16 protein-coding genes are annotated in these 23,258 nt (G+C 69.8%); 8 read left to right on the forward strand and 8 right to left on the reverse strand.

Annotation, left to right across the window (positions count from 1 at the left end; translation table 11 throughout):
* Window positions 1–597 (reverse strand): AMP-binding protein (locus tag ACYVF3_RS27355; protein ID WP_461157136.1); only part of this gene is annotated, 597 nt, incomplete at its 3' end.
* Between the two features lie 94 nt (window positions 598–691).
* On the reverse strand, window positions 692–1,603 hold the full coding sequence (locus ACYVF3_RS27360; protein ID WP_461157137.1) for a helix-turn-helix transcriptional regulator: 912 nt from the start codon (window positions 1,601–1,603) through the stop codon (window positions 692–694).
* A 439-nt stretch (window positions 1,604–2,042) separates the two neighbouring features.
* Here ACYVF3_RS27360 and ACYVF3_RS27365 point away from each other — a divergent pair, with 439 nt between their 5' ends.
* Both ACYVF3_RS27365 and ACYVF3_RS27370 read left to right on the forward strand, forming a co-directional pair.
* The gene (locus ACYVF3_RS27365; RefSeq protein ID WP_461157138.1) at window positions 2,043–4,424 is read left to right on the forward strand and encodes a molybdopterin cofactor-binding domain-containing protein; all 2,382 of its coding nucleotides are present in this window, start codon (window positions 2,043–2,045) and stop codon (window positions 4,422–4,424) included.
* Window positions 4,425–4,433: 9 nt separating this feature from the next.
* A complete protein-coding gene (locus tag ACYVF3_RS27370; RefSeq protein WP_461157139.1) occupies window positions 4,434–4,910 on the forward strand; it encodes a (2Fe-2S)-binding protein in 477 nt (158 codons plus the stop codon).
* Window positions 4,911–5,078: 168 nt separating this feature from the next.
* Here the strand turns inward: ACYVF3_RS27370 and ACYVF3_RS27375 are convergent, their stop codons facing one another.
* From ACYVF3_RS27375 to ACYVF3_RS27385, 3 genes are all read right to left on the reverse strand, one after another.
* Window positions 5,079–7,370, reverse strand: a complete 2,292-nt coding sequence (locus ACYVF3_RS27375) for an FdhF/YdeP family oxidoreductase (RefSeq protein ID WP_461157140.1) — start codon at window positions 7,368–7,370, stop codon at window positions 5,079–5,081.
* A gap of 265 nt (window positions 7,371–7,635) precedes the next feature.
* On the reverse strand, window positions 7,636–8,832 hold the full coding sequence (locus tag ACYVF3_RS27380) for a cytochrome P450 family protein (protein ID WP_461157141.1): 1,197 nt from the start codon (window positions 8,830–8,832) through the stop codon (window positions 7,636–7,638).
* Window positions 8,833–8,860: 28 nt separating this feature from the next.
* Window positions 8,861–10,525, reverse strand: a complete 1,665-nt coding sequence (locus tag ACYVF3_RS27385; protein ID WP_461157142.1) for a prenyltransferase/squalene oxidase repeat-containing protein — start codon at window positions 10,523–10,525, stop codon at window positions 8,861–8,863.
* A gap of 478 nt (window positions 10,526–11,003) precedes the next feature.
* Here ACYVF3_RS27385 and ACYVF3_RS27390 point away from each other — a divergent pair, with 478 nt between their 5' ends.
* Genes ACYVF3_RS27390 through ACYVF3_RS27405 form a run of 4 tightly spaced genes read left to right on the forward strand, consistent with a single transcriptional unit; the run spans window position 11,004 to window position 15,244 of the window.
* Complete coding sequence (locus ACYVF3_RS27390) at window positions 11,004–12,032, forward strand: aminotransferase class I/II-fold pyridoxal phosphate-dependent enzyme (RefSeq protein WP_461157143.1); 1,029 nt, start codon at window positions 11,004–11,006, stop codon at window positions 12,030–12,032.
* A gap of 1 nt (window position 12,033) precedes the next feature.
* The gene (locus ACYVF3_RS27395; RefSeq protein ID WP_461157144.1) at window positions 12,034–13,017 is read left to right on the forward strand and encodes a polyprenyl synthetase family protein; all 984 of its coding nucleotides are present in this window, start codon (window positions 12,034–12,036) and stop codon (window positions 13,015–13,017) included.
* Window positions 13,018–13,019: 2 nt separating this feature from the next.
* A complete protein-coding gene (locus tag ACYVF3_RS27400) occupies window positions 13,020–13,997 on the forward strand; it encodes a UbiA family prenyltransferase (protein WP_461157145.1) in 978 nt (325 codons plus the stop codon).
* On the forward strand, window positions 13,994–15,244 hold the full coding sequence (locus ACYVF3_RS27405) for an FAD-dependent oxidoreductase (protein ID WP_461157146.1): 1,251 nt from the start codon (window positions 13,994–13,996) through the stop codon (window positions 15,242–15,244). Before ACYVF3_RS27400 ends, ACYVF3_RS27405 begins: the two co-directional genes overlap by 4 nt.
* A 20-nt stretch (window positions 15,245–15,264) precedes the next feature.
* Here ACYVF3_RS27405 and ACYVF3_RS27410 read toward each other — a convergent pair whose 3' ends face one another.
* Window positions 15,265–16,278 (reverse strand): methyltransferase, encoded by a 1,014-nt coding sequence (locus tag ACYVF3_RS27410; RefSeq protein ID WP_461157147.1) that lies wholly within the window; start codon window positions 16,276–16,278, stop codon window positions 15,265–15,267.
* 171 nt (window positions 16,279–16,449) lie between these two features.
* Between ACYVF3_RS27410 and ACYVF3_RS27415 the strand changes: the two genes are divergently transcribed.
* Both ACYVF3_RS27415 and ACYVF3_RS27420 read left to right on the forward strand, forming a co-directional pair.
* Window positions 16,450–17,286 (forward strand): TauD/TfdA dioxygenase family protein, encoded by an 837-nt coding sequence (locus ACYVF3_RS27415; RefSeq protein ID WP_461157148.1) that lies wholly within the window; start codon window positions 16,450–16,452, stop codon window positions 17,284–17,286.
* A 135-nt stretch (window positions 17,287–17,421) separates the two neighbouring features.
* Window positions 17,422–20,232, forward strand: a complete 2,811-nt coding sequence (locus tag ACYVF3_RS27420; protein ID WP_461157149.1) for an ABC transporter substrate-binding protein — start codon at window positions 17,422–17,424, stop codon at window positions 20,230–20,232.
* 130 nt (window positions 20,233–20,362) lie between these two features.
* Here the strand turns inward: ACYVF3_RS27420 and ACYVF3_RS27425 are convergent, their stop codons facing one another.
* Together ACYVF3_RS27425 and ACYVF3_RS27430 are read right to left on the reverse strand one after the other, a co-directional pair.
* The gene (locus tag ACYVF3_RS27425) at window positions 20,363–21,664 is read right to left on the reverse strand and encodes a family 43 glycosylhydrolase (RefSeq protein WP_461157150.1); all 1,302 of its coding nucleotides are present in this window, start codon (window positions 21,662–21,664) and stop codon (window positions 20,363–20,365) included.
* Window positions 21,665–21,969: 305 nt separating this feature from the next.
* The gene (locus ACYVF3_RS27430; RefSeq protein WP_461157151.1) at window positions 21,970–23,115 is read right to left on the reverse strand and encodes a damage-control phosphatase ARMT1 family protein; all 1,146 of its coding nucleotides are present in this window, start codon (window positions 23,113–23,115) and stop codon (window positions 21,970–21,972) included.
* Window positions 23,116–23,258: the final 143 nt, after the last annotated feature.

Raw genomic sequence — 23,258 nt, forward strand, 5'->3', positions numbered from 1 at the left:
CGGAAAACCCGTCGTCCCCGACGTGTACTGAATGTTGATCGCATCATCAGCCGACAACGCCGCCTGCGCGGTCCGGAGCTGCTGCGGATCGGCGGCCCGCCCGAGCTCCCCCAGCCGGTCCCAGCTCGGGTCGTCGAGCAGCACCACCTGCTCCAGAGCCGGGCAACGACCGCGCACCCCGTCGATGATGGCCACGTAGTCGGAGCTCTTGAACGACTGCGCCGACACCAGCATCCGCACACCGGCCTGCTGGAGGACGAACTCCAGCTCGTGCGCCCGGTAGGCCGGGTTGATGTTCACCAGGATCGCGCCAACCTGGGCCGTCGCGTACTGCGTCAACGTCCACTCGGCGCGGTTCGGCGCCCACACGCCGACCCGGTCGCCCTTGGCGATACCGGACTCCAGCAGGCCGAGGGCGATGCGGTCGACCTCCGCCGTGAACTCCCGGTAGGTCCAGCGCCGGCCCGTGGAGAACTCCACCAGGGCGTCGTGATCGGGGAAGCGCGCCGCCGTCCGATCCAGGTTCGCGCCGATGGTGTCACCCAGCAACGGGACATCCGAGACGCCGGACGCGTAGGACAGTTCGACCGCAGGCACGATTTCCTCCAAGCAGGTGGGGCGTGTTCGTGCCCGCACACTGTAGGGATCGCGTCCGCGGCGCATTACCCCCGAATCGGGGTAGGCCCCGGGCTCACGGCAGCAGCCAGGCGGACCGGGCGCGTACCACGGCCTCGTGCCGGGTGTGCGCACCCAGCCTGCGCATGGCGGTCCGCAGGTAGGCCTTGACGGTCTCAGGCGAGAGCGAAAGCCGTTCCGCCACATCGGCATTGGTGCAGCCGAGCGCCACCTGCGAGAGCACGTCGATCTCCCGGCGCGAGAGCCGGAACTCCGGCACCGGTGCGGCCTGGCCAGACCTCAGATCGGTGAGCCGCTGCGCGACCTCGTACATCCGGGACCGCAGGCCGTCGTCCTCCACCGAACCCGCGATCGCGCACAGCTCCGAGTGCACCGACCGCAGCTCTTCGAGGTTGGCCACGTCCGGCACGTCGGGTCGCTGCGTGGCCGCGATCGTCTCGGCCATCGCCAGCCGCCGGTCCACCTCGTCCCGCACCGCCAGCTCGTCAGCGAGCCGCTGACCAGCCATGATCAGGGAATCCCTGGTGCGGTCGCCGACAGCGACGCGCTGCCGGATGGCGCCGTAGAGCACGGCGCGGCACTTCCCGCGCACCCGCACCGGGACGGCGAGCACCGCCGACAGCCGCTCGGCCATGACCGGGCCGTCGTAGTCGTGGGTGATGTGCCGGGCGGCGCCGTAGTCGACGACGCCGATGGGCCTGCCGGACACGAGCGCCTGGCCGCCGACTCCCCGCCCCTCCTCGACCTCCAGGTTCCGCAGGCAGTTGGTCCGGGTTCCGAAGTACTCGGTGAGCCGGACGCTGGTGCTGGTGACCTCGCCGCCGAAGGCGACCGGGAAGTCGAGTTCGGCTGACACCGCGCGCAATTCGGCGCGCAGCGCATCGCGGTCGTCGGGTCGCAGCCGCGCTTCGGAGCCCGCCTGGTTCCCGGATCTCCGCGTCGCAGCGCCGTTGCCGCTTCCGGCCATAGTGTCCGTCCTCCATCGGCTGATCGACGCGTTCCGGTTCGCGTCGAAGACACCGCCACTCGTTCGTGGCATCGGGTTGCAAGACTATACCGGCCATTTGGCGTCTGAACCGATTCGCCTCACGCACGGCACGCGGGCTACCCACTTACGGGGGCGTCCAACCGAGTGGTTCTGCGATCACCTCGCGTAACAGATCGATCACCCTGATCAAGCGTTCGATCCGCTGACCACCGGCAACCCCGATCACGCTGCCCGAGCACCGTCCGTCACGCCCGGAACACCCTTCTTCGGGGGTATTGGAAGCGGAATCCGGTCCTGCAACATGTCTCGCCAACCGACTCACTCCGGCGAGTACCGGACGAAAACCCACAGTGACAATGACGTTTCCCGAACCTCGCGACGCTTCCGAACTGATCAGCCCGTCGAAAGGGTGAGCCTCATGCGAGCCAGTCGCACGGACACCGACACCACCACGACAGACGGCGCCACCGCTCCCAGCAGGCGCCGCTTCCTCGGATACCTGCTGGCGGCACCGACCCTGGTGGCCGCGGCCGAACTCGGCGGCGGATCCGTCTTCGGCACCCCCGAGGCGGCAGCCGCTCCCGGCGGAGGAGTGCCGCCCACACCGCAGGTCGCCGACCACGTCGACCTCACCGATGGCCTGGTCTACGCGGCGCGCCCCACCGCCAACCTCATCGCCGTGCAGATGAACGAGGACGGCTCGGCGTCGTTCGCGATGAACCGCACCGAGGTCGGCCAGGGGCTGAGCACGGCGATCGGCATGCTGATCGCCGAAGAGCTGGAACTCCCCCTGGAGAAGGTGCACATCACGCTCGCCGACGCCCGGCCGGAGCTGGTGTTCAACCAGCTCACCGGCGGTTCGGCGTCGATCAGCGCGTTGTACTGGCCGGTGCGCACAGCGGCCGCGATCGCCAAGGGCCGGTTGCTGGAGGCCGCGAGCCACGTGCTCGGTGAGCAGGTCGACCTGCTCACGGCCAAGGCCGGTTCGATCACCTCTGCCGCAGGCAACGTCCTGTCCTACGCCGACCTCGTCCACAAGGCGGCCAGCGACCGGACGACCGAGATCGAGGTCAACCTCAAGCCCGAGTCGGAGTTCAAGGTCGTCGGCAAGCCGACCAGGCGCACCGACGCGCTCGACGCGGTGACCGGCCGCAAGCAGTTCACCACCGACCTGAAGGTCCCCAACGCGAAGCCGACCATGGTGTGCCGGCCGCCGACGATCAACGGCACCGTGCGGAAGGTGAACAACCTCGACCAGGTGCGCACGATGCCGGGCGTCACCGACGTCGTTCAGATCACCACCGGCGTCGCGGTGCGCGGCGAGACGTTCGGCCAGTGCATCGACGCGGTCAACGCGCTCGACGTGGACTGGGGCCCCGGCCCGGTGGATCACGAGTCCGACGCGACGGTCGAGCAGCAGCTGAAGGACGCGACGCCACCGGCGGTCATCCCGCCGACACCGGCGACCCAGACCTTGGAGCGGCAGTACACCTTCAGCTTCGTCAACGGCAGCGCGCTCGGCGTCAACTCGGCGATCGCCGACGTCCGGCCCGACCGGGCCGAGATCTGGTCGACCGTCAAGGTACCGATCGTCGCGCAGGCGACCATCGCCCAGGAGCTGGGGCTGACCCAGCCGCAGGTCACCGTGCACGTGGTTCCCGGCGGCGGTTCGTTCGGACGGTGCCTGTTCCACGACGCCGCGTCCGAGGCCGCGGAGGTCTCCCAGAAGATCGGCAAGCCGGTCAAGCTGATGTGGCACCGGGCCGACGACTGCAGGCAGGGCCGGGTCCACCCGATGTCGGTCGGCACCATCCGGGCCTCGTTCACCGACGACGTGATCAGCCTGGAGCAGCACCTCGCGGGCGTGCGCACCGACTTCAGCCACGGCTTCGGCGAGGCGCTCACCTCGGTGGCGAACCGCTTGCCCTTGGGCAACTACACCGTCTCCGAGGTCATCTTCACGCTGACGACCCCGTCGCTGTACAACTTCGGCGTCACCAAGACGTTGCTGACCGAGACGAACCACTCGCCGTCCAACGTCCAGAAGGGCGGCGGTTTCAACACCGGCAGCACGCGCAACGTCTACTCGCCGGACGTGGCGACCACGCGGGAGCTGTTCGTCGACGAGCTGGCCGAGAAGATGGGCATGAACCCGTACGACTTCCGGCGCAAGTACGTCAAGAACGAGAACCTGCTGAAGGTCCTGGACAAGGCCGCCGAAGTGGGCGGGTGGGGTCAGCCCACCCCGGACGGAGTCGGCCACGGGATCGCCCTGCACCACGAGTACAAGAACTCGATGGCGTGCTTCGTGGAGATCGACTGCCGCCCGGAGACGGTCAACCGGCCGGTGCGGGACGGTGTCACGGGTCCGCGGGTGACGCGCGGTGTGCTCGTCACCATCCCCGGGCACGTCGTGGTGAACCCGCTCGGGCTGGAAGCCATGATGCAGGGCGGTTTCATCGACGGCATGGCCCAGGCGCTCACCGCCAGCGTCCACCTCAACGAGGGGCGCATCGCCGAGGCGAGCTGGGACAACTTCTTCTACTGCAGGCAGTGGAACCTGCCGTTCGAGTTCACCCCGGTCATCCTGCCCGCCGAGGAGAGCGAGATGCCCTCCGGTGGCGGAGAGATGGGTGTGGCGCCCGCGTTCGCGGCCACGGCGTGCGCCTACCGCGCGGCCACCGGCACGACGCCGACGCACTTCCCGATCAACCACAACGATCCGCTGGCGTTCGAGCCCTACCCGCACGTCCCACCGCTGCCGCCGTCGCCGACCAACGGCCTCGACCACACCTACTGAGGAGGCGGAATGCCTGAGCACACCTTCAAGCTGAACGGCAAGGAGATCACCGTCGAGGCCGAGGACGACGTCCGCCTGCTGTGGGTCATCCGCGACCTGCTCGGCGTCACCGGGCCGAAGTACGGGTGCGGGATCAACGTCTGCAAGGCCTGCACCAGCCACATCAACGGCAAGGCCTTCAACCCCTGCTCGGTGCAGGTCAAGGACGTGGAGCCGACCGACGAGATCACCACGATCGAGGGCTTGCCGGACACCGTGGGCGAGGAGCTGCACCCGATGCAGGAGTCGTGGCTCGACCACGACGTCGTGCAGTGCGGCTACTGCCAGCCCGGTCAGATCATGGCCGCGGTGGCCAAGGTGAAGCAAGCGCGGGCGAAGGGCCGCGAGATCACCGACGCCGACATCGAGGAGATCCGGAACGTGTGCCGCTGCGGCACCTACTTCCGCATCCGCGAAGCCATCAAGGACGGCGCCACCAGGATGTGACCCCCACACACCCACGCGCGAGGGGCGCTCCGCACCGCAGGAGCGCCCCTCGCGCGCCGTCGTCCGCACTCCCGGGCAGTTTTGGTCCGAATTGACCGGGCAAAACGGACTTCGATCACGGACGGTTCGGACCAAAACTGCCCGGGAGTGAGAACCTCGGAACCGGGGTCAGGCGGGGTCGGAGGCGGGCTCCAGGCGAATGATGACTCCCTTGGAGGTGGGGGTGTTGCTGGTGTCGGCGACGCTGTCGAGCGGGACCAGGACGTTGGTCTCCGGGTAGTAGGCGGCCGCCGACCCGCGTGCGGCCGGGTAGGCGACGACGCGGAAGTCCGTCGCCCGCCGCTCGACCCCGTCGTGCCAGACGCTGACCAGGTCCACCAGAGCGCGGTCGGCGATGCCGAGCTCCTCCAGATCGGCGGGGTTTACCATCACGACCCGGCGGGCGTTGTGGATGCCTCGGTAGCGGTCGTCGTTGGCGTACGGGATGGTGTTCCACTGGTCGTGCGAGCGCAGCGACTGCAGCACCAGGTACCCGTCCGGCGCGTCCAGCCACTCGAAGTCGTTGGAGCTGAACACCGCCTTGCCGCTGTCGGTGCGGAAGTCCCCGCTGTTGACGGGGTTCGGCAGCCGGAACCCGGCGGGGTCGGCGACGCGGCGGTTGAAGTCCTCGAAATCCGGTACCACGCGGGAGATCCGGTCGCGGATCGTGTCGTAGTCGCCCTCGAACTCCTCCCACGGGACGCCGTCGTCCTCCCCCAGCACCCGGCGCGCCAGGCGGGAGAGGATCGCGACCTCGCTGAGCAGCGACCCGGACGCGGGTTCGAGCCGGCCGTAGGACGCGTGCACCATGCTCATCGAGTCCTCGACGGTGACGAACTGCTCGACACCTCGCTGCACGTCCCGGTCACTTCGCCCCAGAGTGGGCAGGATCAGGGCGGTTTCGCCGCACACGGTGTGCGATCGGTTCAGCTTCGTGGAGATGTGCGCGGTGAGCCGGCACTGGCGCATCGCCTTCTCGGTGACCTCGCTGTCGGGGGTCGCCCGGACGAAGTTCCCCGCCACACCGAGGAAGAACCGCGCGCGACCGTCGAGCATCGCGCGGATGGAATCCACCGAGTCCCAGCCGTGCTCCTGCGGCGGCGTGAAGCCGAACTCCCGCTCGATCGAGTCCAGGAAGGACTGCGGAACCCGCTCCCAGATCCCCATCGTCCGGTCGCCCTGCACGTTGCTGTGACCGCGCACCGGGCACACCCCGGCCCCGGGCTTGCCGATGTTGCCGCGCAGCATCAGGAAGCTGACGATCTCGCGGATCGTGGCGACCCCGTGCTTCTGCTGCGTCAGCCCCATCGCCCAGCAGGCGATGACGCTGTTGCTGGCCAGCACCCTGTCGCGGACCTGCTCGATCTCCTCGCGGGTGAGCCCGGTCGCGGCGTGCACGGCGTCCCAGGACAGCTGCCTGGCCTGCCGCGCGAACTCCTCGAACCCGGTGGTGTGCGCGCGGATGAACTCGTGGTCCAGGACCGTGCCCGGCGCGGCGTCCTCGGCTTCGAGCAGCAGCAGGTTCAGCGCCTTGAACAGCGCGAGGTCCCCACCGGGACGGATCTGCAGGAACTGGTCGGCGATGGTCGTCCCCTTGCCGAGGACGCCGCTGACCTTCTGCGGGTTCTTGAACCGCATCAACCCGGCTTCGGGCAGCGGGTTGACCGCGACGACCTCGCCGCCGTTGTGCTTCGCCCGCTCCAGCGCGGTCAGCATCCGCGGGTGGTTGGTTCCCGGGTTCTGGCCGATGACGAAGATCAGGTCCGACTGGTGGAGGTCGTCGAGGCTGACGCTGCCCTTGCCGGTTCCCAGCGTCTCCATCATCGCCGAGCCGCTGGACTCGTGGCACATGTTGCTGCAGTCCGGCAGGTTGTTCGTGCCGTAGGCCCGCGCGAACAGCTGGAGCAGGAACGCGGCTTCGTTGCTGACCCGGCCCGAGGTGTAGAACAGGGCCTCGTTCGGCGAGTCGAGGGAGCGCAGCTCCTCGGCGAGCAGGTCGAGCGCGTCGTCCCAGCTGATCGGCTCGTAGAAGTCGGAGTCCGACCGCTTGACCATGGGCTCGGTGAGCCTGCCCTGCTGGTTGAGCCAGTAGTCGGACTTCTCGTCCAGTTCGGACACGGAGTGCTGCCGGAAGAACTCGGCCGTGACGCGCTTGGACGTCGCCTCGTCGCTGACGTGCTTGGCACCGTTCTCGCAGTACTCGTTCATCGGCCGGTGCTTCGGGTCCGGATCGGGCCACGCGCAACCGGGGCAGTCGATGCCCTTGCCCTGGTTGAGGTTCAGCAGCGTCAGCGCGGTCCGACGCGGCGAGGTCTGGCTGAGCGAGTACTGCAGGGCGTGCGCGACGGCAGGGGCACCGGTGGCCCACTCCTTCGGCGCGGTCACCTTGAGGTCGTCGCTCGGATCTTCCCACCCACTCATGCTGTGGCCGTTCCCCTGTTCTCGACCGGCGCACCGATGCGCCCGAATCTCGGTCACCCCAGCTAAGGCCGACCGCGGGAGCGCAGTCAAAGAAGCGACACCTATGGTTCGATAACGCACTCTTCTCAACGCGCCATCCCGGCTCGCCGCACCACCAAAACCACTGGTGGTGCGGCGAAAGCCGGCAGCGTTCAGGCGAGCGGGCCGAGCTCGGGTGTGCCCGGGATCACTCCCCGGGGGAACGAATCCACTTCGAACACCAGGGTCACGGCCGCAGCAGGACCGGGAGGGTTCGGGGGGCGTGTACGTGGACGCTCCTGCGGTAGGTGAGTTCGGCCGGGTCGGCGACGACGCGCAGATCCGGGTAGCGGTTGAACAGGGCGGCCAGCGCGATCTCGCCTTCCAGGCGGACGAGCGCCGCGCCGAGGCAGCGGTGGATCCCGTGGCCGAAGGCCAGGTGGCCCGTGGTGTCGCGATCCGGGTCCAGGCGGTCGGGATCGGGGTAGCGGTCCGGGTCGCGGTCGGCGGCTCCGGTGGAGAGGGTGACCGATTCGCCCCTGGCGATCTTCACTCCGCCGATCTCCAGGTCCTCGGTGGCGAAGCGCAGGGAGGCGTTGAGCGCCGGGGACAGCCAGCGCAGCAGCTCCTCGACCAGCGCCGGGACCTTCGCGGGTTCCGCGAGGCGAGCGCGCGCGGAGTCGTCGTCGACCAGGGCGCGGACGCTGTTGGTGATGAACACCGCGGTGGTCTCGTGACCGGCCATGAGCAGCAGCATGGCCATCGCGACGATCTCCAGGTCGGAGAGCCGGTCGCCCTCGTCGGAGGCGGAGATGAGCGCGGAGAGCAGGGCGTCGTCCGGCGCCGCGCGCTTGGCGGCGACCAGCCCTTCCAGGTAGGTGGCCATCTGCGCCGAGGCGCGGGCGAGCTCCTCGTCCGGGCACTCGTCGATGAGGACCGTGGACAGCCGCGCGAACTCCTCGCGGTCGATCTCGGGGACGCCGAGCAGCTCGCTGATCACCACCATCGGCAGCACGATCGCGTAGCGGGCGACGAGGTCGACCGGCTCGTCCTCGGGCAGCTCCGCCAGCAGTTCCTCCGCGAGGGCCTCCACGCGCGGGCGCAGCCTGGCGATGCGCCGTGCGGTGAACGCCTGGGTGACCAGCGCGCGCAGCCGGGTGTGCTCCGGCGGGTCGAGCGAGGTCAGCATGTGCGACATGGGCGCGGGCAGGCCGGGCGGCGCGGCGGCGCGCTCCTCCTCGGGCAGGCTGGAGCGCCAGTCCTTGGCGAGGCGTTCATCGGTGAGCCCCGCCCGCACCTCGTCGTAGCGGGTGACCAGCCAGCTCCGGCCGCCCTCGAAGTCGACCTCCTGGACGGGGCAGGACCGGCGCGCTTCGGCGAACGCGGCGTGCGGGTCCTCCCAGTAGTGCTCGGTGAAGGAATCCTTCTGCGTCGCACCGGTCATCGGTTTCTCCGTTCCGTGAAGCGCGGGTTCAGCGCGAGGAGTCGCGGTAGCGGCCGAGCGCGCGCAGGGCCATGCCCTGCGCGAGGGCCGGGTTGGTGTAGCGGCTGACGTAGCGGACGTACTCGTTGACGCTCTCCGACGGCCAGCCACCGCCCGGGTCGCGACGGCCCAGCAGCCAGCTCACGCCCGGCTGCACCGAACCGGGGTCGGCCCCGGCGGCGAGCAGCCCCGAGACGGCCCACCCGGTCTCCTCGACCGTCGGCGGAGCGCCATGCCCGTCGCCCCACGAGCCGTCGTCCCGCCGCGCCCGCTCCAGCCAGGTCTTCGCGCGCTGCGCCGTCGCGTCGTCGGCGCGGCCGGCCCTGGCGAAGGTCTCCAGCACGGCGGCGGTGGCCATCGTGTGGTGGCGGTACCAGACGGATTCGAAGGCGCCGTCGGGCAGCTGCACCTCGGACAGCCAGCGCAGCGCGCGCCGAATCCTGCTGTCGTCGGCCGGGATTCCCGAGTCCAGCAGCGCGTCGACCGCCTGAACCGTGGTCATCGGGCACGGCCCGCTGTTGGCGACCTTGGTGTTGCGCACGCACAACCCCCAAGAGCCGCGCGTGTCCTGCATCCGGGTCAGCCAGTCGACACCTGCCTCGACCGCCTCCGCCTGCTGCTCGCCCGGGAGCCGGCACAGCACGGACAGGATCTCGCCGGTCTCCAGCGTCGAGGGCCAGCCCGCGGTCCCGGCCCAGCCCCAATAGCCGGGCGGGCAGCCGAACGCCAGGAACGGGCGGTGCTGCTGCAGCCGCACGAACAGCTCCGTCGAGGCCGTGAGCCGCGGGTCCTGGGCGTAACCGGCCTCGGCCAGTCCGCGCACTGCGTACATGGTCCAGGCGGCGTCGAGCGGCCCGGTCTGCCACCAGCCGTCGGGGTGCATCGTCCTGCGGAACCAGCCCACCGCGGCCTCGACGAGGTCGGGGGCCAGCTCGGCGCGGGCCAGCCCGGTGCAGACCAGACCGGTGACCCAGGCGTTCTCGCACCACGCTCCGGTCGAGCCCTCGTGCTCGTGGACCTGCCGGATCGCCTTGAGCGCGTTGGGTTTCCCGAGCTTCGCCAGCAACCGGTGGAACGGGTTGAGCGGCTTGTGCCGCGCCTGGGCGAGCCCGAGCGCGAACGCCATCGGGATGCGCAGGTCGAACAGCTTGCGGTGCAGGCCGGGCAGCAGCGCGACTTCGAGCGGGAAGCGGCGCATCTCCTCGTGCCCGAGCCATCCGACGAAGCCGTAGTACTGCCGGCACCACGACACGACCTCGGGGTGCGGGATCGCGTCCAGCCCGCCGAAGTCGGTCATCCAGCGCTGTCCGGCCGACACCGCAGACGCACTGCCCTCCGGGTCCACCAGGTGCAGCACCGCCGAGCCGACCGCGGTGGGGCCCGCCTCGCTGTCCAGGCCCGGGACCATCGCCCATCCGCCGTCGGAGTTCTGGGTCCGGCGGAGCCACCCGGCTCCCGCCTCGATGAGGTCGGCGCTGCCTTCGGGGTCGGCGTAGTGCAGCGCGGAGAGAGCACCGACCGTGCCCAGCGTGGAGGTCAGGTTGTCCGCGGAGTAGTCGAAGACGCCGTCGGCGCGCTGGGACAGCAGCAGTGCCTCCGCGCCCTCGCTGATCGCCTGATCGAGGGCGTCGGTGTCGGGCTGCACCGTCGTCATGCGGGTTCCTCCAGTCCGGCCGCGGGCGTGCACCCACGACCTGCTCCACAAGGATGCCGCCGATTCTCGCGATCGCGGGAGCTCGGATGAGACTCGTTGCCCGCTGGACGCTTTCGGCTGGGCGGACTCTACGCGAGCACGCCGGTCCCGGACCAGGCATGACCGGGAACGAACCGGATCTTCCTTCGCCGACTTCCGGCAAATTCCCGGAGTTCCGTGAAATTCTCGGGTCATCCACAGTGAACCGTTCGGAGAACGCCGGACGGAATCATCGAATTTCCCGTATATCCGCCAGATTCGACGTGCATCGGCGCGGATTCGTTGACAACGGCCGCGGTGACGCTCAAAGATCGTGTTCGTCAGGCCGTCGGCGACAGACTCCGCTGGTCCATCCCGCCTGATTCCGGTCTCCACGTCGTGGGTCAAGCCCGCTCGCTTGCCGCATCGACGTGCGCACGTCATGAACGGAGATCAGCCTGTGCCCACCATCCGGCACCAGTTGTCCCTCAACGAGAACTTCGCGCCCCCGCTGCCGGGCGTGCGCGAGGCGATCGTGCACGCCGCCGACCGGGTCAACCTGACTCTCGACGCGATGTCCTCCGGGCTGACCAGCGCGATCGCCGAGCACGTCGGGCTGGACCCCAGCGAGGTCTTCGTCGGCCCCGGCTCTGGTGCGCTGCTGCAGCAGTTCCTCGCGGCCTTCGCCGGTGGTGGCGAGATCGTGCACGCCTGGCCGTCGTTCGAGATGTACCCCCTGCTGGTGCGCTGCGCGGGTGCCGAGCCCGTCGCCGTGCCGCTGCGCGATGACGCGCACGACCTCGACGCGATGGCCGACGCGGTCACCGACCGCACCAAGATCGTGCTGCTGTGCAACCCGAACAACCCGACGGGCACCACGTTCGGCGAGGACGAGCTGCGGAACTTCCTGAACCGGCTGCCCTCGGGTGTCCGGGTGCTCATCGACGAGGCCTACGCCGACTTCGCCGACCCGTCGGCGATCGCCCACGGCATCCGGCTCGCCGCCGAGGACCGGCGCGTGTCGGTGGTGCGCACCTTCTCCAAGTCCCACGGGCTCCTCGGTCTGCGGGTCGGCTACCTGGTGGCCGACGAAGCCGTGGTCACGGCCCTCACCCCCAGCTCGTACTTCTTCCGGGTCAGCACGGTCGCGCAGGACGCCGCGCTGGCCGCGCTCCGCGCCGACGACGTGATGCGCAAGCAGTGCGCCGAGGTGGCGGCCGAACGCGACCGGGTGCACGACGGGTTCACCCAGCTCGGGCTCGACGTCCCGCGCAGTCACGGCAACTTCCACTGGCTGCGCTTCGGCGAGGCCAACGAGGACTTCGTGCGCCTCTGCGACGAGTCCGGCGTGCAGGTGCGGACCCTCGCCGACGGAGCGGGGGTGCGGGTCACCGTCGGTTCGTCCGAGGCCAACGACCTCGTGCTGGAGCTGACCCGCCGATTCCTCAGCGGTGATCGGGCCGGCACGCCTCGGTCGGACAGCGCGTGACATGAGCGACGACAACGGGTTCACGTCACCGGAGTGGGTCGAGCTGCTCGACCGGGAGATGCGCAAGCGGTGGTCGGCGGTCGCCGACCGCACGGAGCAGATGGCCGGATCCGCCCTGCTGACACCCGGCAAGATGGTGCGACCGGTACTCCTGCTCAACTCGGCCGAGGCCACCGGCGGTGATGGCGCCAAGCTGCTGCCGGCCGCGCTGGCGGTGGAGTACCTGCACGTGGCCACGCTGGTGCACGACGACATCATCGACGACGACCAGCTGCGCCGCGGCAAGCCCACCGTGCACGCCCGCTACGGCATGGCCGACGCGCTGGTCACCGGTGACTTCCTCATCCTCAACGTGGTCACGGCGCTCTCGGAGTGCACAGCCGTCCCGGCCGCCGCCGTGCTCGAAGCGGCCCGGGTGATCGCGGGCGCGGGAGCCGACGTGTGCCGCGGTCAGGTGCGGGAGGCCGAGATGGCGGGCGACCTCACGTGTCCCGTGGGCGACTACCAGGAGATGGCGTCGCTCAAGACCGGTGCGTTGTTCCGCGGCGCCTGCCGGGCCGGGGCGATCCTGGGCGGCGCCGACGACGAGCACGCCGACGCGGTCACCCGCTACGCCGAGCACCTGGGCGTGGGTTTCCAGATCTTCGACGACCTGCTGCCCTATCTCGGCGATGCCACCGGGAAACCGGCCACCAGCGATGTCGCCAACCTGCGACCGACCCATCCGGTTCTCCTCGGCTACCAGACGGCCGGGGAAGGTGACCGGCAGCGGTTCGCCGAAGCGCTCTCCGGCCAGCTGCCCGCCGAGGACGCGCACGAGCTGATGCGCGAACTGCTGGTGACCACCGGGGCGCTGGAGCGCAGCCGGGAGCGCGCGGCCGAGGAGATCGCGGCTGCCCGCCACAGCCTCGACGGGCTGCCGGGCGAGGCGGCGGTCGAGCAGATGGTGCGGATCGCCGAGATGGCCATCGACCGGAGCCGGTAGCCGTGGGCGACATCGCGGACCGCGCCCGCCGCAGCCTGTGGGCGCACGTGCAGACCTGCCGCCCGTACACGCTGAGCTACCCGGTGCTGGTGGGCATCGCGGGCGCCGGGACGACGGGTGCGGCAGGCCTAGCGGAGTTCACCGTCGCGGGCGCGGGCACGGCGTTCGGCTGGTTGTCGGCGCACTACCTGGGCGACTACTTCGACCGCGAGCTGGACGAGGTCGCGAAACCGCAGCGCCCCATCCCGTCCGGCCGACTCGCGCCGGACGTCGCGCTGGCCACCGGCGTCGGATTCGCCACCGCTGCTGCGGTTCTGCTGGCCTGGTCCAACGTGCGGACGCTGCCGCTGGTCGTGCTCGCGCTGTGCGGGGTCGTGGCCTACAGCAGGTTCTGCAAAGCGCGCGGCGTGTCCGGGAACCTGGTGCGCGGGCTGATCACGGCCACGGCGTTCCTCATCGGCGCGATGGTCGCGGCACCGCTGCCGGGCTGGACCGCCCTCGGCTTCTCCGTGGTCTTCCTGCTGCACGACACCGCGTCGAACCTGGTGGGCACGATGCGGGACGTGGACGGCGATCGCGCCGCCGGCTATCGCTCGGTGCCGGTCCAGCGCGGGCAGCGCCACGCCGCCGGACTCGCTGTACTCCTCCATGTCTCGGCGCTGGGCATCGCCGCGCTCGGACTGCTGCTCCCGCACCGGCCCGGATATCCGGTTCTGCTGGTCGTGGCGGCGTGCGCCGGGTTGTGCGCGGTGGTCCCGCTGCTGTGGCTCGCTCCGGCGTTGAGCCAGGTCCGCGCGCTGCGGGCGCACGAGCTGCTGGTCGCTGAACGGTTGGTGCTCGCCACGGCGATCCTCGCCCGCACGGTTCCCGCGTTCGCCGCGATCGGCCTGCTGGTCCCGGTACTGGCCTTCACCGCCTGGTCCCAGGCCGTGATGCGGGCGCGCCACGAAATCGCCGACGAGGAGGTCCTCCCGACATGAGCTCCCCTGCTCCAGAGCACGCGGACGCCGTCATCTGCGGGGCGGGCGTGGCCGGCCTCGCCGCCGCCCACGCGCTCGGTTCGCTGGGCCGGCGGGTCGTCGTCGTGGAGAAGCGGCCGACCGTCCCCCGGATCCCCAAGGGCGAGGTCCTGCAACCCGGAGCGTTGCGGATCCTGGAGTCCTGGGGCATCACCAAGGTCCTGGAAGACCAAGGGGCCGTTCGCCTTTCCTCCCTCGTCGCGGTCGAGTCCCGGGGCCGGATGTCGCTGGACTACACGCAGCTGCCCGAGGGGTCGAACTGGCTGCTGTCGGCCGACCACGAGCAGATCCTCACCGCTCTCGCCGACAACCTTCCCGGCAACGTGGAAGTCCGCCGGGGCGTCGCGGTCCAGGACGTGGTCCGCGACGACGACGGGCGGATCGCCGGACTCGCGGTGAAGGGCGCGGGCGAGGTCCGCGCACCGCTGGTCGTGGCGGCCGACGGGGTGTCCTCGCGGCTGCGCAAGGCGGCGGGCATCGCAGCCGACCGGAAGGACTACCCGCACCGGCTGGTCGCGCTCGACGTTCCCGACGTCGGCGACGTCGCACCGGAGGTGATCGCCTACACCACCGAGCGCGGTCTCCGGATGCGATACCCGTTGCCGGGCAACAGGATCCGCCTCTACGTGCAGATCCGGCCGGACGACTTCCGCGGACTCGACGACGCCGGCACGCTGCGCTGGACCGACTCGCTCATCGCGGAACTTCCGGAGCTGGGCGCGTTCGGCGACCAGCTGCGGGCGTGCGTGGCGGACCGGCAGACGCTGCCGGTGTCGCACTTCACCGCTTCCGGGATCTCCGCTCCCGGCATCGCGCTCGTCGGCGAGTCGGCGCACTCGGTGCACCCGATGGCGGCGCAGGGCATGAACAGCGCCATCTACGACGCGCACGCGCTGAGCGGCTGCGTCGCCGATCACTCCGATGTGGACGCCGCGCTGACCGCCTACGAGGCCCAGCGGCTTCCCGAGATCGCCCAGATCGGCAAGATCAGCCACAACGCCTCGCGGATGCTCACCGACCTGTCGTGGGCGGGTCGCGCCATCGGGCGGCGCGCGCTGCGCAACACCGGCGCCAACGACCGACTGAGCTTCACCGTCATGCACAACCTGGCCGGGCTCGGACTGCACCCGATGTCGCCGTTCGACCGCCTGTGCCAGCTCGGACTGCTGCCGGACCCGCGGTCACGGCGCCGGCCTCGATGGGCATGAGGGCCGGCGCCGTGCGCTGCTCAGGGCCTGCCGCACTCCACCACGACCAGACCACCCGGCCACGTGCGGGTTTCGGTCACCTTCAAGCCCGCCTCGGCGGCCAGCACCTCGAAGTCCGCCGCGCTGCGCTCCTGACCGCCCAGCAGCACCAGCGACTGCAGGTCGAAGGAGGTGTTCTGCTTGGCGTGGTCGTCCCCGGCGAGGACCTCCACGATCACGACGCGGCCGTCACCGGCGGCCTCGGCGCAGCGCCGCAGGATCCGCACCGCGTTCTCGTCGTTCCAGTCGGTGAGCACCCGGGAGACCAGGTAGACGTCCCGGCCTTCCGGGAGCGGTTCGAAGAAGCTGCCCGGCACGAACTCGGCCGCCTCGGCCACTCCCGCCTCGGCGAGGAACCGGTCGGCCTCCGTCGCGACGGCCGGAAGGTCGAGGACCTCACCCGCCAGGTGCGGGTTGACCCGGACGATCTCCGACAGCAGCGCGCCCTGCCCCCCGCCGACGTCGATGACGCTCTTGACCGGAGCCCAGTCGAACTCGGCCGCCAACACCGGCCCGGTCTGCCAGGCGTAGGCGGCCATCACGTCGCCGAAGAACCGACGCAGGTCGTCGTTGCGCTGGTAGTCGTCCCAGAACGGCGTGCCGTGCACCGTCTCGTAGGCCGAGGTGCCGTTCCGCACCGAGTGCAGCATCCCGCTGAAGGCCATGTCCATCCGCGCGCCCGGCCCGTCGAGCACGAGCCAGTCCTTGAGCCACTTGCCGTCCTCGGCCAGGAGCTGCCGCGAGAGCGCCGTGAGCCCGTAGGTCCCCTCGTCGGTCTGCGCGAAGAGACCGATGCGCACGAGGTGCCGCAGCAGCCGTTCGAGGGATTCGCGATGAGCGCCCGTGGCGGTCGCCAGCGACCCGATCTCGGCGCCGCCCTCGGCGATCAGCTCCGGCAGCCGGAGGGTCACCGCCGTCCGGATGGCGAAAGGTGTTGCCAGGTCGATGAGACTGGCGAGTTCGAGACTCGTCTCGCGCGATTCCTCGGAATCCATGGATCTCTGCTTTCTTCGGGATCGAAGACCCGTCCGCCTCCGTGCTTTTCATCCTTACCGACCGCCGAACACCGCGTCAACGACCGCGATGAGATCCGCACTCCCCCGACACGAGCGGGTGCGAGCGCGCCCGGAAACCGTTGTTCCACAACGAGAACGAGGTGATTCACCATGACGACCATCGACGTCAGGCCCGCGTCCGGCGCACTGGGTGCCGAGGTCCGCGGAGTCGATCTGGAGCAGCTCACCGAGGACTCCTTCGCGCAGCTGCACACCTTGCTCCTGGAGAACCTGGTGCTGCTGTTCCCGGAGGCCGAGCAGCTCTCACCGGAGGCGCACAAGACCTTCGGCCGCTTCCTCGGCGAGCTGGAGGTGCACCCGTTCCTGCCCAAGCTGGACGGACACCAGGAGGTCGTGGTCCTGGACTCCGAGCAAGGAGCCAAGGCCGACGTCTGGCACACCGACGTGACCTTCCAGGCGAGCCCGCCGATCGCCTCGGTCCTGCAGATCGTGCAGTGCCCGCCGCGCGGCGGTGACACGATGTGGAGCAACCAGCACCTGGCCTACGAGAACCTCTCCGCGCCGCTGCGCGATCTGCTCGACGGGTTCACGGCCATCCACGCCTTCACCCACCCCAACGGCACCGTGTTCGAGGCCGAGCACCCGGTGGTGCGGGTGCACCCCGTGACAGGACGGCGCTCCCTCTACGTCAACCGCATGTTCACCACGCGCATCCCGCAGCTGCGCCGAGCGGAGAGCGACGCCTTGCTGCAGCACCTGTTCACCTCGTCGGAAAGGCCGGAGAACGTCTGCCGGTTCAGCTGGACCGAGGGCGCGATCGCCGTGTGGGACAACAGGGCGACCCAGCACTACGCGGTCAACGACTACACCGAACGCCGCATCGGCCGTCGCGTCACGATCCTCGGCGACGACCCGAAGGGCGAAGAACCCCGCTGGCCGCACCTCGCCGACGCCACCACGGCCGCCGACTTCCGCGCGAAGCCCTGACCCGGACCACTCCCCGAGCCGTTGCGCTCGGGGAGTGCACCAGTTCCCGCCAACGGCCGATTGCCACGGCGAGCGCGGCGTGGCTACTCTCGTCGTTCTTCATCTGCCTGGATGCGCAATGTGGGGATTGGGCTTGTGAGCAGAGCACTCGCTGCGGCGAAGGATCAGGACGACGCACCGGCACTACCGCTGTTCCACGGCGTCGTGCAGGTCCTGGAACTGATCAGGGAACTCTACGGACGACGGCACGAGCGCTCCCGCGAGCAGCACTCCGGCACCGGCGATCATCGCGGACTGCCGATGTTGTGCCTGGTCAGGTCGCGAGAGCACGAGGACCTGCTGCCCGCGATCGGTGAACTGCTCAAGGACGCCGAACCACATCGCGTGCCGCACGCCCACATCCGCCTGGAACCCGCTGGGACGGAACCCAAGGACGACCACCAGGCCGCGCAGAAGCCGCTCCCGCCGCCCGAGGTCGACACGATCCGCCAGCTTCTCGCCGACATCGCCGAACAGCTGACCGGACCGCTCAACGCGCAAGCGGGACGCATGCGCTTCCCCCGGTTCAGCCTGGCGCTGTGGCTGATGCGCCAGGACCTGTCCGGAACCGAGATCCCGAGGCGGGAGGCCGAACTCCGCAAGCGCCTGTGGCGGCGCGACCCCGCCCAGCGGATCGCGGAACTGATCAACGCCAACACCGCCGACGCGCCGGACCGCACGATCTGGTCGGTCCTCAAGGTGCTCGCGCTCGTGCCGTGGTTGTGGTTCCAGGTCAAGCTGCGCTGGCGAATGCCGTTCCCCGGCGGATACCGGTGGTTCCGGCGGCAGCGCTACCTCGCACCCGAAGTTCCCGGCAACTTCCTCGGTTTCGCCGAACGCCTGACCGAGAACGAGTGGAACAAGGAAGTTCCCGAGCAGGTCGCGAAGTTCCTGACCAACACGCTGCTGGAGGACCTGCGCCGCTCCTACCGCCGTTTTCCCTGGCGGCTGCGCGGCAAGTGGCGCACCACCTACACCACGGTCCTGCTCGACAACGTCACGCGTTCCAACGGTGGTTACGCGCTACTCAAGCTGGTCAACGACATCCGCAACGAGACCGGGCTCGTCGACCCGCTGCTGCTGATCACCACCAGCTCGCTGGTGCCGCCGCACGCCGTGGAGCCGACCGTCGACAACGTCCTCGACGTGGTGTCCCAGGCGCACGAGGCCGACAAGCAGGGATACCGCGCGTGGCGGCACAAGCTCGCCGGGGCCAGGCGGGCGCGCAGGGACATGACCTGGTACCTGCCTGTCGCGATTCCCACGGCCGCCACGACGGACGCGGACAAGAGCGAGATCCGCCGTCACCTGGCCGCCGCCGACGAGTACGCGCTCCCCTCGCCCCCGTGGTGGTCCCAGCGCGCCATCCCCGCCACCCTGCTGCTGGTCCTGCTCGGCGCGGGCGTGTTCACCTACTCGTCGTGGTCCGAGGCGCACTGCGGCATCCCCTTCCAGCCGCCGTGGCAGTGGGCCGGAGCATCACCGGACCTCAGCCACGTGCAGACCGCGGGTCAGGAGTGCGTCGGGGTCACCGACGGCACCTTCCTGGAAGCCTTCATCGGCGCGACCCCTTCGGGCCAGACGACACCGACCGCGGAGAGCGTGCGCACGCTCCTGTCCGAGCTGGGATCTATCGGCAAGGCCATCGCACAGGAGAACCGGACCGCCCTGGACACCGCTGCAGCCACCGCCCGACCGGTCCTCACGCTGGTGTACCTGGGCGACCTGTCCCCGGGAGCGGACGCGTTCAACCTCTCCGCGCAGCACGAAACGCTGGCCGGTATCGCCGTGGCCCAGGACAACCAGAACGAGGGCACCGACACACCGCTGGTTCGCGTGCTGATCGCCAACGGCGGCAAGGACATGAAGCATGGCGAGAAGGTCGTGCAGAACCAGATCGCCGCGCTGGCCAAGCAGGATCCGACGATCATCGGCGTCGTCGGCCTGAACTACAGCCGGGACGAGACCTTCAACGCCATCAAGGAGCTCGGGTCGGCAGGTCTGCCGACCGTTGCCTCCACGCTGTCCTACGACGGGGTCCCGACGTTCTCACCTACGTACTTCCAGGTCTCGCCGTCGAACCGAACGCAAGCGGCACGAGCGGTCGAGTTCGCCGCCCAGCGGGGTTTGACCGAGCACGCAAGGATTTACCGCGCCAGTGCCCGGGACCGCTACAGCACGAACCTCGCCGACGACGTAGCCGCCGAGTTCACCGCCAGGAATCCGGGAACGAACGCCGAGTGGCTGGCCGCCGACCCGCACGTGGCCGGTCGCCAAGCGTGCCTGGCCGGCCAGAACGATCTCGTGTACTACGCGGGCCGGGGAGCCGATTTCCGGGTCTTCCTCGACGGCGTCGCGTCGAGCTGCCCGAGCGATCCTCCAGTGATCCTCGGTGGCGACGACGTCGCCAGCCACGTTGCCAACCGGGAAGCGCGCAACGCCCAACGCGGCATCCCCTACTACTTCCAGTCCTTCGCGGTCGCCCCGCGCACCCCGGACCCCGACGACTCCCTGACGAACGGGCTGAACCCGGCTGCGCAGGACTTCTACTGCAAGCTCAACGTGTTCCTCCTGAAGCTGGACCAGCCCGCGAGCACCGACCCGTGCCCACCCCGGGAAGGCGACCTGTCGCTGGACGGGCACGCCGCGCTCGCCCACGACGCGGCGAGCGTCCTGCTCCGGGCGGCCGACCAGCTCCAGCGAGGTGGGCCGTTCCCGATCACCCCGGGCACCGTGTGGCGGCAGATCAACGCCGACCAGCACAGGGCGGAGGAGGACCTGCCGTCTCCGTACCACCTGGTGACCGGCACCATCGACTTCGGCACCGACACCAACAACCGCGTGCCGAAGGACAAGATGGTCTGGACGCTCCAGGTGGACAAGAAGAACGAGGTCTTAGCGCCCTAGACCTCCGGTCGTCCGGGAACGCGCCCGGACGACCGAAACCCGCGGAGTCACGTGGTGTGGGGTGTGTGGGGTGGGGAAGTTTTCATGAAAACTTCCCCACCCCACACACCCTGCACCCCACACACCCTGTTCAGCCTCGGCGTTGGACGTAGAGCCGGTTTCCCTCCGGGCCGGTCCACTCCACGCGGACGACACCGGCCACCGCCGCGTCGTCCACCCGCGACGGGTCGGCCCAGTACCCGGCGGCCGGGTTGCGGAAGAACGTGGCCCAGACCTGACCGTCGCCGTCGACGAACAGGTTGTTGTGGCCCGCGCCGATCCCGGCGGTCCAGCGCTTCGAGTAAGGACCTTCGAAGTGGTCCGAGACCGCGATGATCGCGTCGTACTGGTCGCGCTCGCCCTCCGGTGTGTAAGCATGGCGAACCTTGCCGTCGGGCTTCGTCTTCTTGTTCCAGGCCGCGTGCACGAGGTAGTACTTGCCCTCGTGCTTGAGCACGTGCGCGCCTTCGAGGTAGGGCTCGGGGTCGTAGCGCGTCTGCCGGAACTTCGGCAGGTTCGTCTTCTGGACGATGTCCTCCATGTCGTCGGTGAACTCGGCGTAGAGGTCGTTGTGCAGCACCAGCCACGTCTTGTCGCCTTCGGCGTAGATCCCGCCGTCGATGTGGTAGTAGACCTTCGGGTCGACTCCGTCGGGCGCACCGGGATTCAGCTCGCCGAAGGGCTTGTCGAGGTTGCCGCGCACCACGCGGTACGGGCCCGCGAGTCCGCCTTCGCTCTTGAGCAGGAACGAACCGACCTTGCGCGAGTGGTCACCCATGCACGCGACGACGTACCAGGTGCCGCGGACGTGGTGCACCTCCGGCGCCCAGACGTCGCCGCGCTTGTCGGCGCCTTCGCCCGCGTACCGCTGCCACGGCGCGACCACCGTGCGGCCCGGCTCGTTCTCGCCGACGAACTCGGGTGACCAGACCTTGCCCTTCTCCGCGTCAGGGCGGATGCCGGTGGTGTCCACGAGCGTCCACGGGCCGTCGAGGGAGTCGGCGGTCCAGAGGAAGATGCCGTCGTTCCACGGCGCGGCTCCCGGCCTGCTCGCCACCTTGGTGGTGCCGGTGGCGACGTAGACCTGCCTGCCGTCGACGACGAAGCGGTTGACGTAGGTGTCCCGGATCCACACCCTGCCGAGCTCTTCGTCGCGGGGACGGAGTTCCAGATCGAGAACCCGCGAGTTGTCGTCCCTGGGCTTGAGGTCCACGCGGGTGTCGGCGTCGCCGTAGGGCTCCACCGGAGGCCAGTTCGGCGGGTGTTCCTGCTGCGGCGACACCCCTGCCCCCCAGCTCGCGGCGGGCAGGAAGGTCGCCATCCCCAGTGCACCGGCGGCCCCCAGCAGCAGGGACCGGCGGTTCGGGTGCGGGCCGGTTTCGAAGCCGGGCATAGGAGTTCTCCTCTTCGTAGCGCACCACACGATGAAATCGACCGACATGCCCCCATCTCGGTCACCTGATCGACGTTACCGCCATTTCCCGCGGGCGGTTCGGGATTTCGGGGAAATTCGGCGGGTCGGCATCGCAGCGATCCATCTTCGCATTTCAGCGCACTGTTCAGGCAGGCCGCGGGGGCATTGTTGTCGCGGTCGTCCATCGCCTGGCGGCCATATTCGAACAGGTTGCGCTCAGGTGTTCAGCACCACAATTGAATTCGAGGAATTGTTCAGCGCGGCTCCGGCAGAATTGCGCGGACCTAACGGCTGGTGTGAATGAGGGCGTGCGCTCCCGTGGTCCGCCAGGGCTCGTCGCTGGTGTCGAGGGCGGCCACCACGTCGACGTCCAGGCCGACGGCGACCTCGGACTTCAGGACGCGCAGCGCGGCCACCGGCCCGGGGAAGTACGAGACGGCGTCGGCGAAGGGCCGGGTCGCGGGCCAGTGCCGGTCTCCGACGAGCCGCCGGTAGTTGAGGTCACCCTTGAAGATCGTGACGGCCGACGACTCGAATTCCGCCCGCAGGTCGCGCGGCATCTCGCTGAACTCCCTCGGAGCGCAGAAGAACGGGTGCGACCGAACCGAGATGTCGCCTGCCCGCAACGCGTTCTGCACGCGGGTGCCGATTTCCCCTGCCTCGCCGGGCAGTTCGGTGAGGTGGTTCAGGACTTCCAGGACGTCGGTCGGGGTGGCGTCGGAGACGTAGTAGGGGCTCGGTTTGACGTGCAGCACGACGCGCCCGGCACGTCCGGTGGTGAGCAGCCGGTCGACGAGCACCAGGTCGGCCGCGAGCTCACCGGCCGCGTTGTCGGCGACGAGGTGGACCGCGCCAGGCTCCCCGAACAGCGACCAGAACTCCTCCGGCGACCCGCTGATCAGCCCGGACGTGCCGCCGGCGGCGTCAGTGGACAGCTGGAAGGCCAGGTCCGCCTGGTTTCCCCACACCGCGGCCTGGACCACGGCGGCATCGCGCTCGGCACCGTCGAGGTGCGGGAGTTCGTCGAGAGCCTTCAGAGTCTCGGCCGTGGCGTCGTTGTGAAGCTCGGCGCGCTTCATCGGCGCGAACGGGTCGACACCCCGCCACGGTCCGGGGGCGAAGAAGCCGGTCGCCGCCAGCAGCTTCCGGAAGAAGTAGCTCTCCGCCCAGAGGAACGAGGTCTCCGCCCACGGCCGCCCGAGCTGGTCGGCGGCCCAGTCCGCCCACACCTGGTGGTCGGGCGCGTCGTCGTCGAGCGGCTCGACGACCCCTTCGGTCGACTCCCGCAGCAGCGCCGACAAGGCGTCCCGCACGTCGGGCCCGAACGGGTGCGCCGAGCAGAGCCGTTCGATCATCACCGGGTGGCGCTCGTGGAACACCCGCCACCCGAACGACCCCGGCTCGCCGATCCCGATCCAAGGCGCCACCACTGCGAACCCCTCCCCTGCTCCGCCCGAGCACGTCGACCCCATGCTCGCACGAAGGCCTCCACCCGCCCACGCCCTGCGCACGGACGGTGAGAGTGGGGCCATGAGCGGCGGTGGTCGAGGGGCAGTTTTGGTCCGAACCGTCC

The sequence above is a fragment of the Saccharopolyspora tripterygii genome, assembly GCF_054778355.1.

Excerpts from the sequence above, each read along its gene's own strand:
- ACYVF3_RS27385 (WP_461157142.1), bottom strand. The coding sequence starts at position 10,525 with ATGACGACGGTGCAGCCCGACACCGACGCCCTCGATCAGGCGATCAGC.
- ACYVF3_RS27375 (WP_461157140.1), bottom strand. The coding sequence starts at position 7,370 with ATGAGTGGGTGGGAAGATCCGAGCGACGACCTCAAGGTGACCGCGCCG.
- ACYVF3_RS27380 (WP_461157141.1), bottom strand. The coding sequence starts at position 8,832 with ATGACCGGTGCGACGCAGAAGGATTCCTTCACCGAGCACTACTGGGAG.
- ACYVF3_RS27425 (WP_461157150.1), bottom strand. The coding sequence starts at position 21,664 with ATGCCCGGCTTCGAAACCGGCCCGCACCCGAACCGCCGGTCCCTGCTG.
- ACYVF3_RS27395 (WP_461157144.1), top strand. The coding sequence starts at position 12,034 with ATGAGCGACGACAACGGGTTCACGTCACCGGAGTGGGTCGAGCTGCTC.
- ACYVF3_RS27365 (WP_461157138.1), top strand. The coding sequence starts at position 2,043 with ATGCGAGCCAGTCGCACGGACACCGACACCACCACGACAGACGGCGCC.
- ACYVF3_RS27370 (WP_461157139.1), top strand. The coding sequence starts at position 4,434 with ATGCCTGAGCACACCTTCAAGCTGAACGGCAAGGAGATCACCGTCGAG.
- ACYVF3_RS27415 (WP_461157148.1), top strand. The coding sequence starts at position 16,450 with ATGACGACCATCGACGTCAGGCCCGCGTCCGGCGCACTGGGTGCCGAG.
- ACYVF3_RS27410 (WP_461157147.1), bottom strand. The coding sequence starts at position 16,278 with ATGGATTCCGAGGAATCGCGCGAGACGAGTCTCGAACTCGCCAGTCTC.
- ACYVF3_RS27405 (WP_461157146.1), top strand. The coding sequence starts at position 13,994 with ATGAGCTCCCCTGCTCCAGAGCACGCGGACGCCGTCATCTGCGGGGCG.
- ACYVF3_RS27360 (WP_461157137.1), bottom strand. The coding sequence starts at position 1,603 with ATGGCCGGAAGCGGCAACGGCGCTGCGACGCGGAGATCCGGGAACCAG.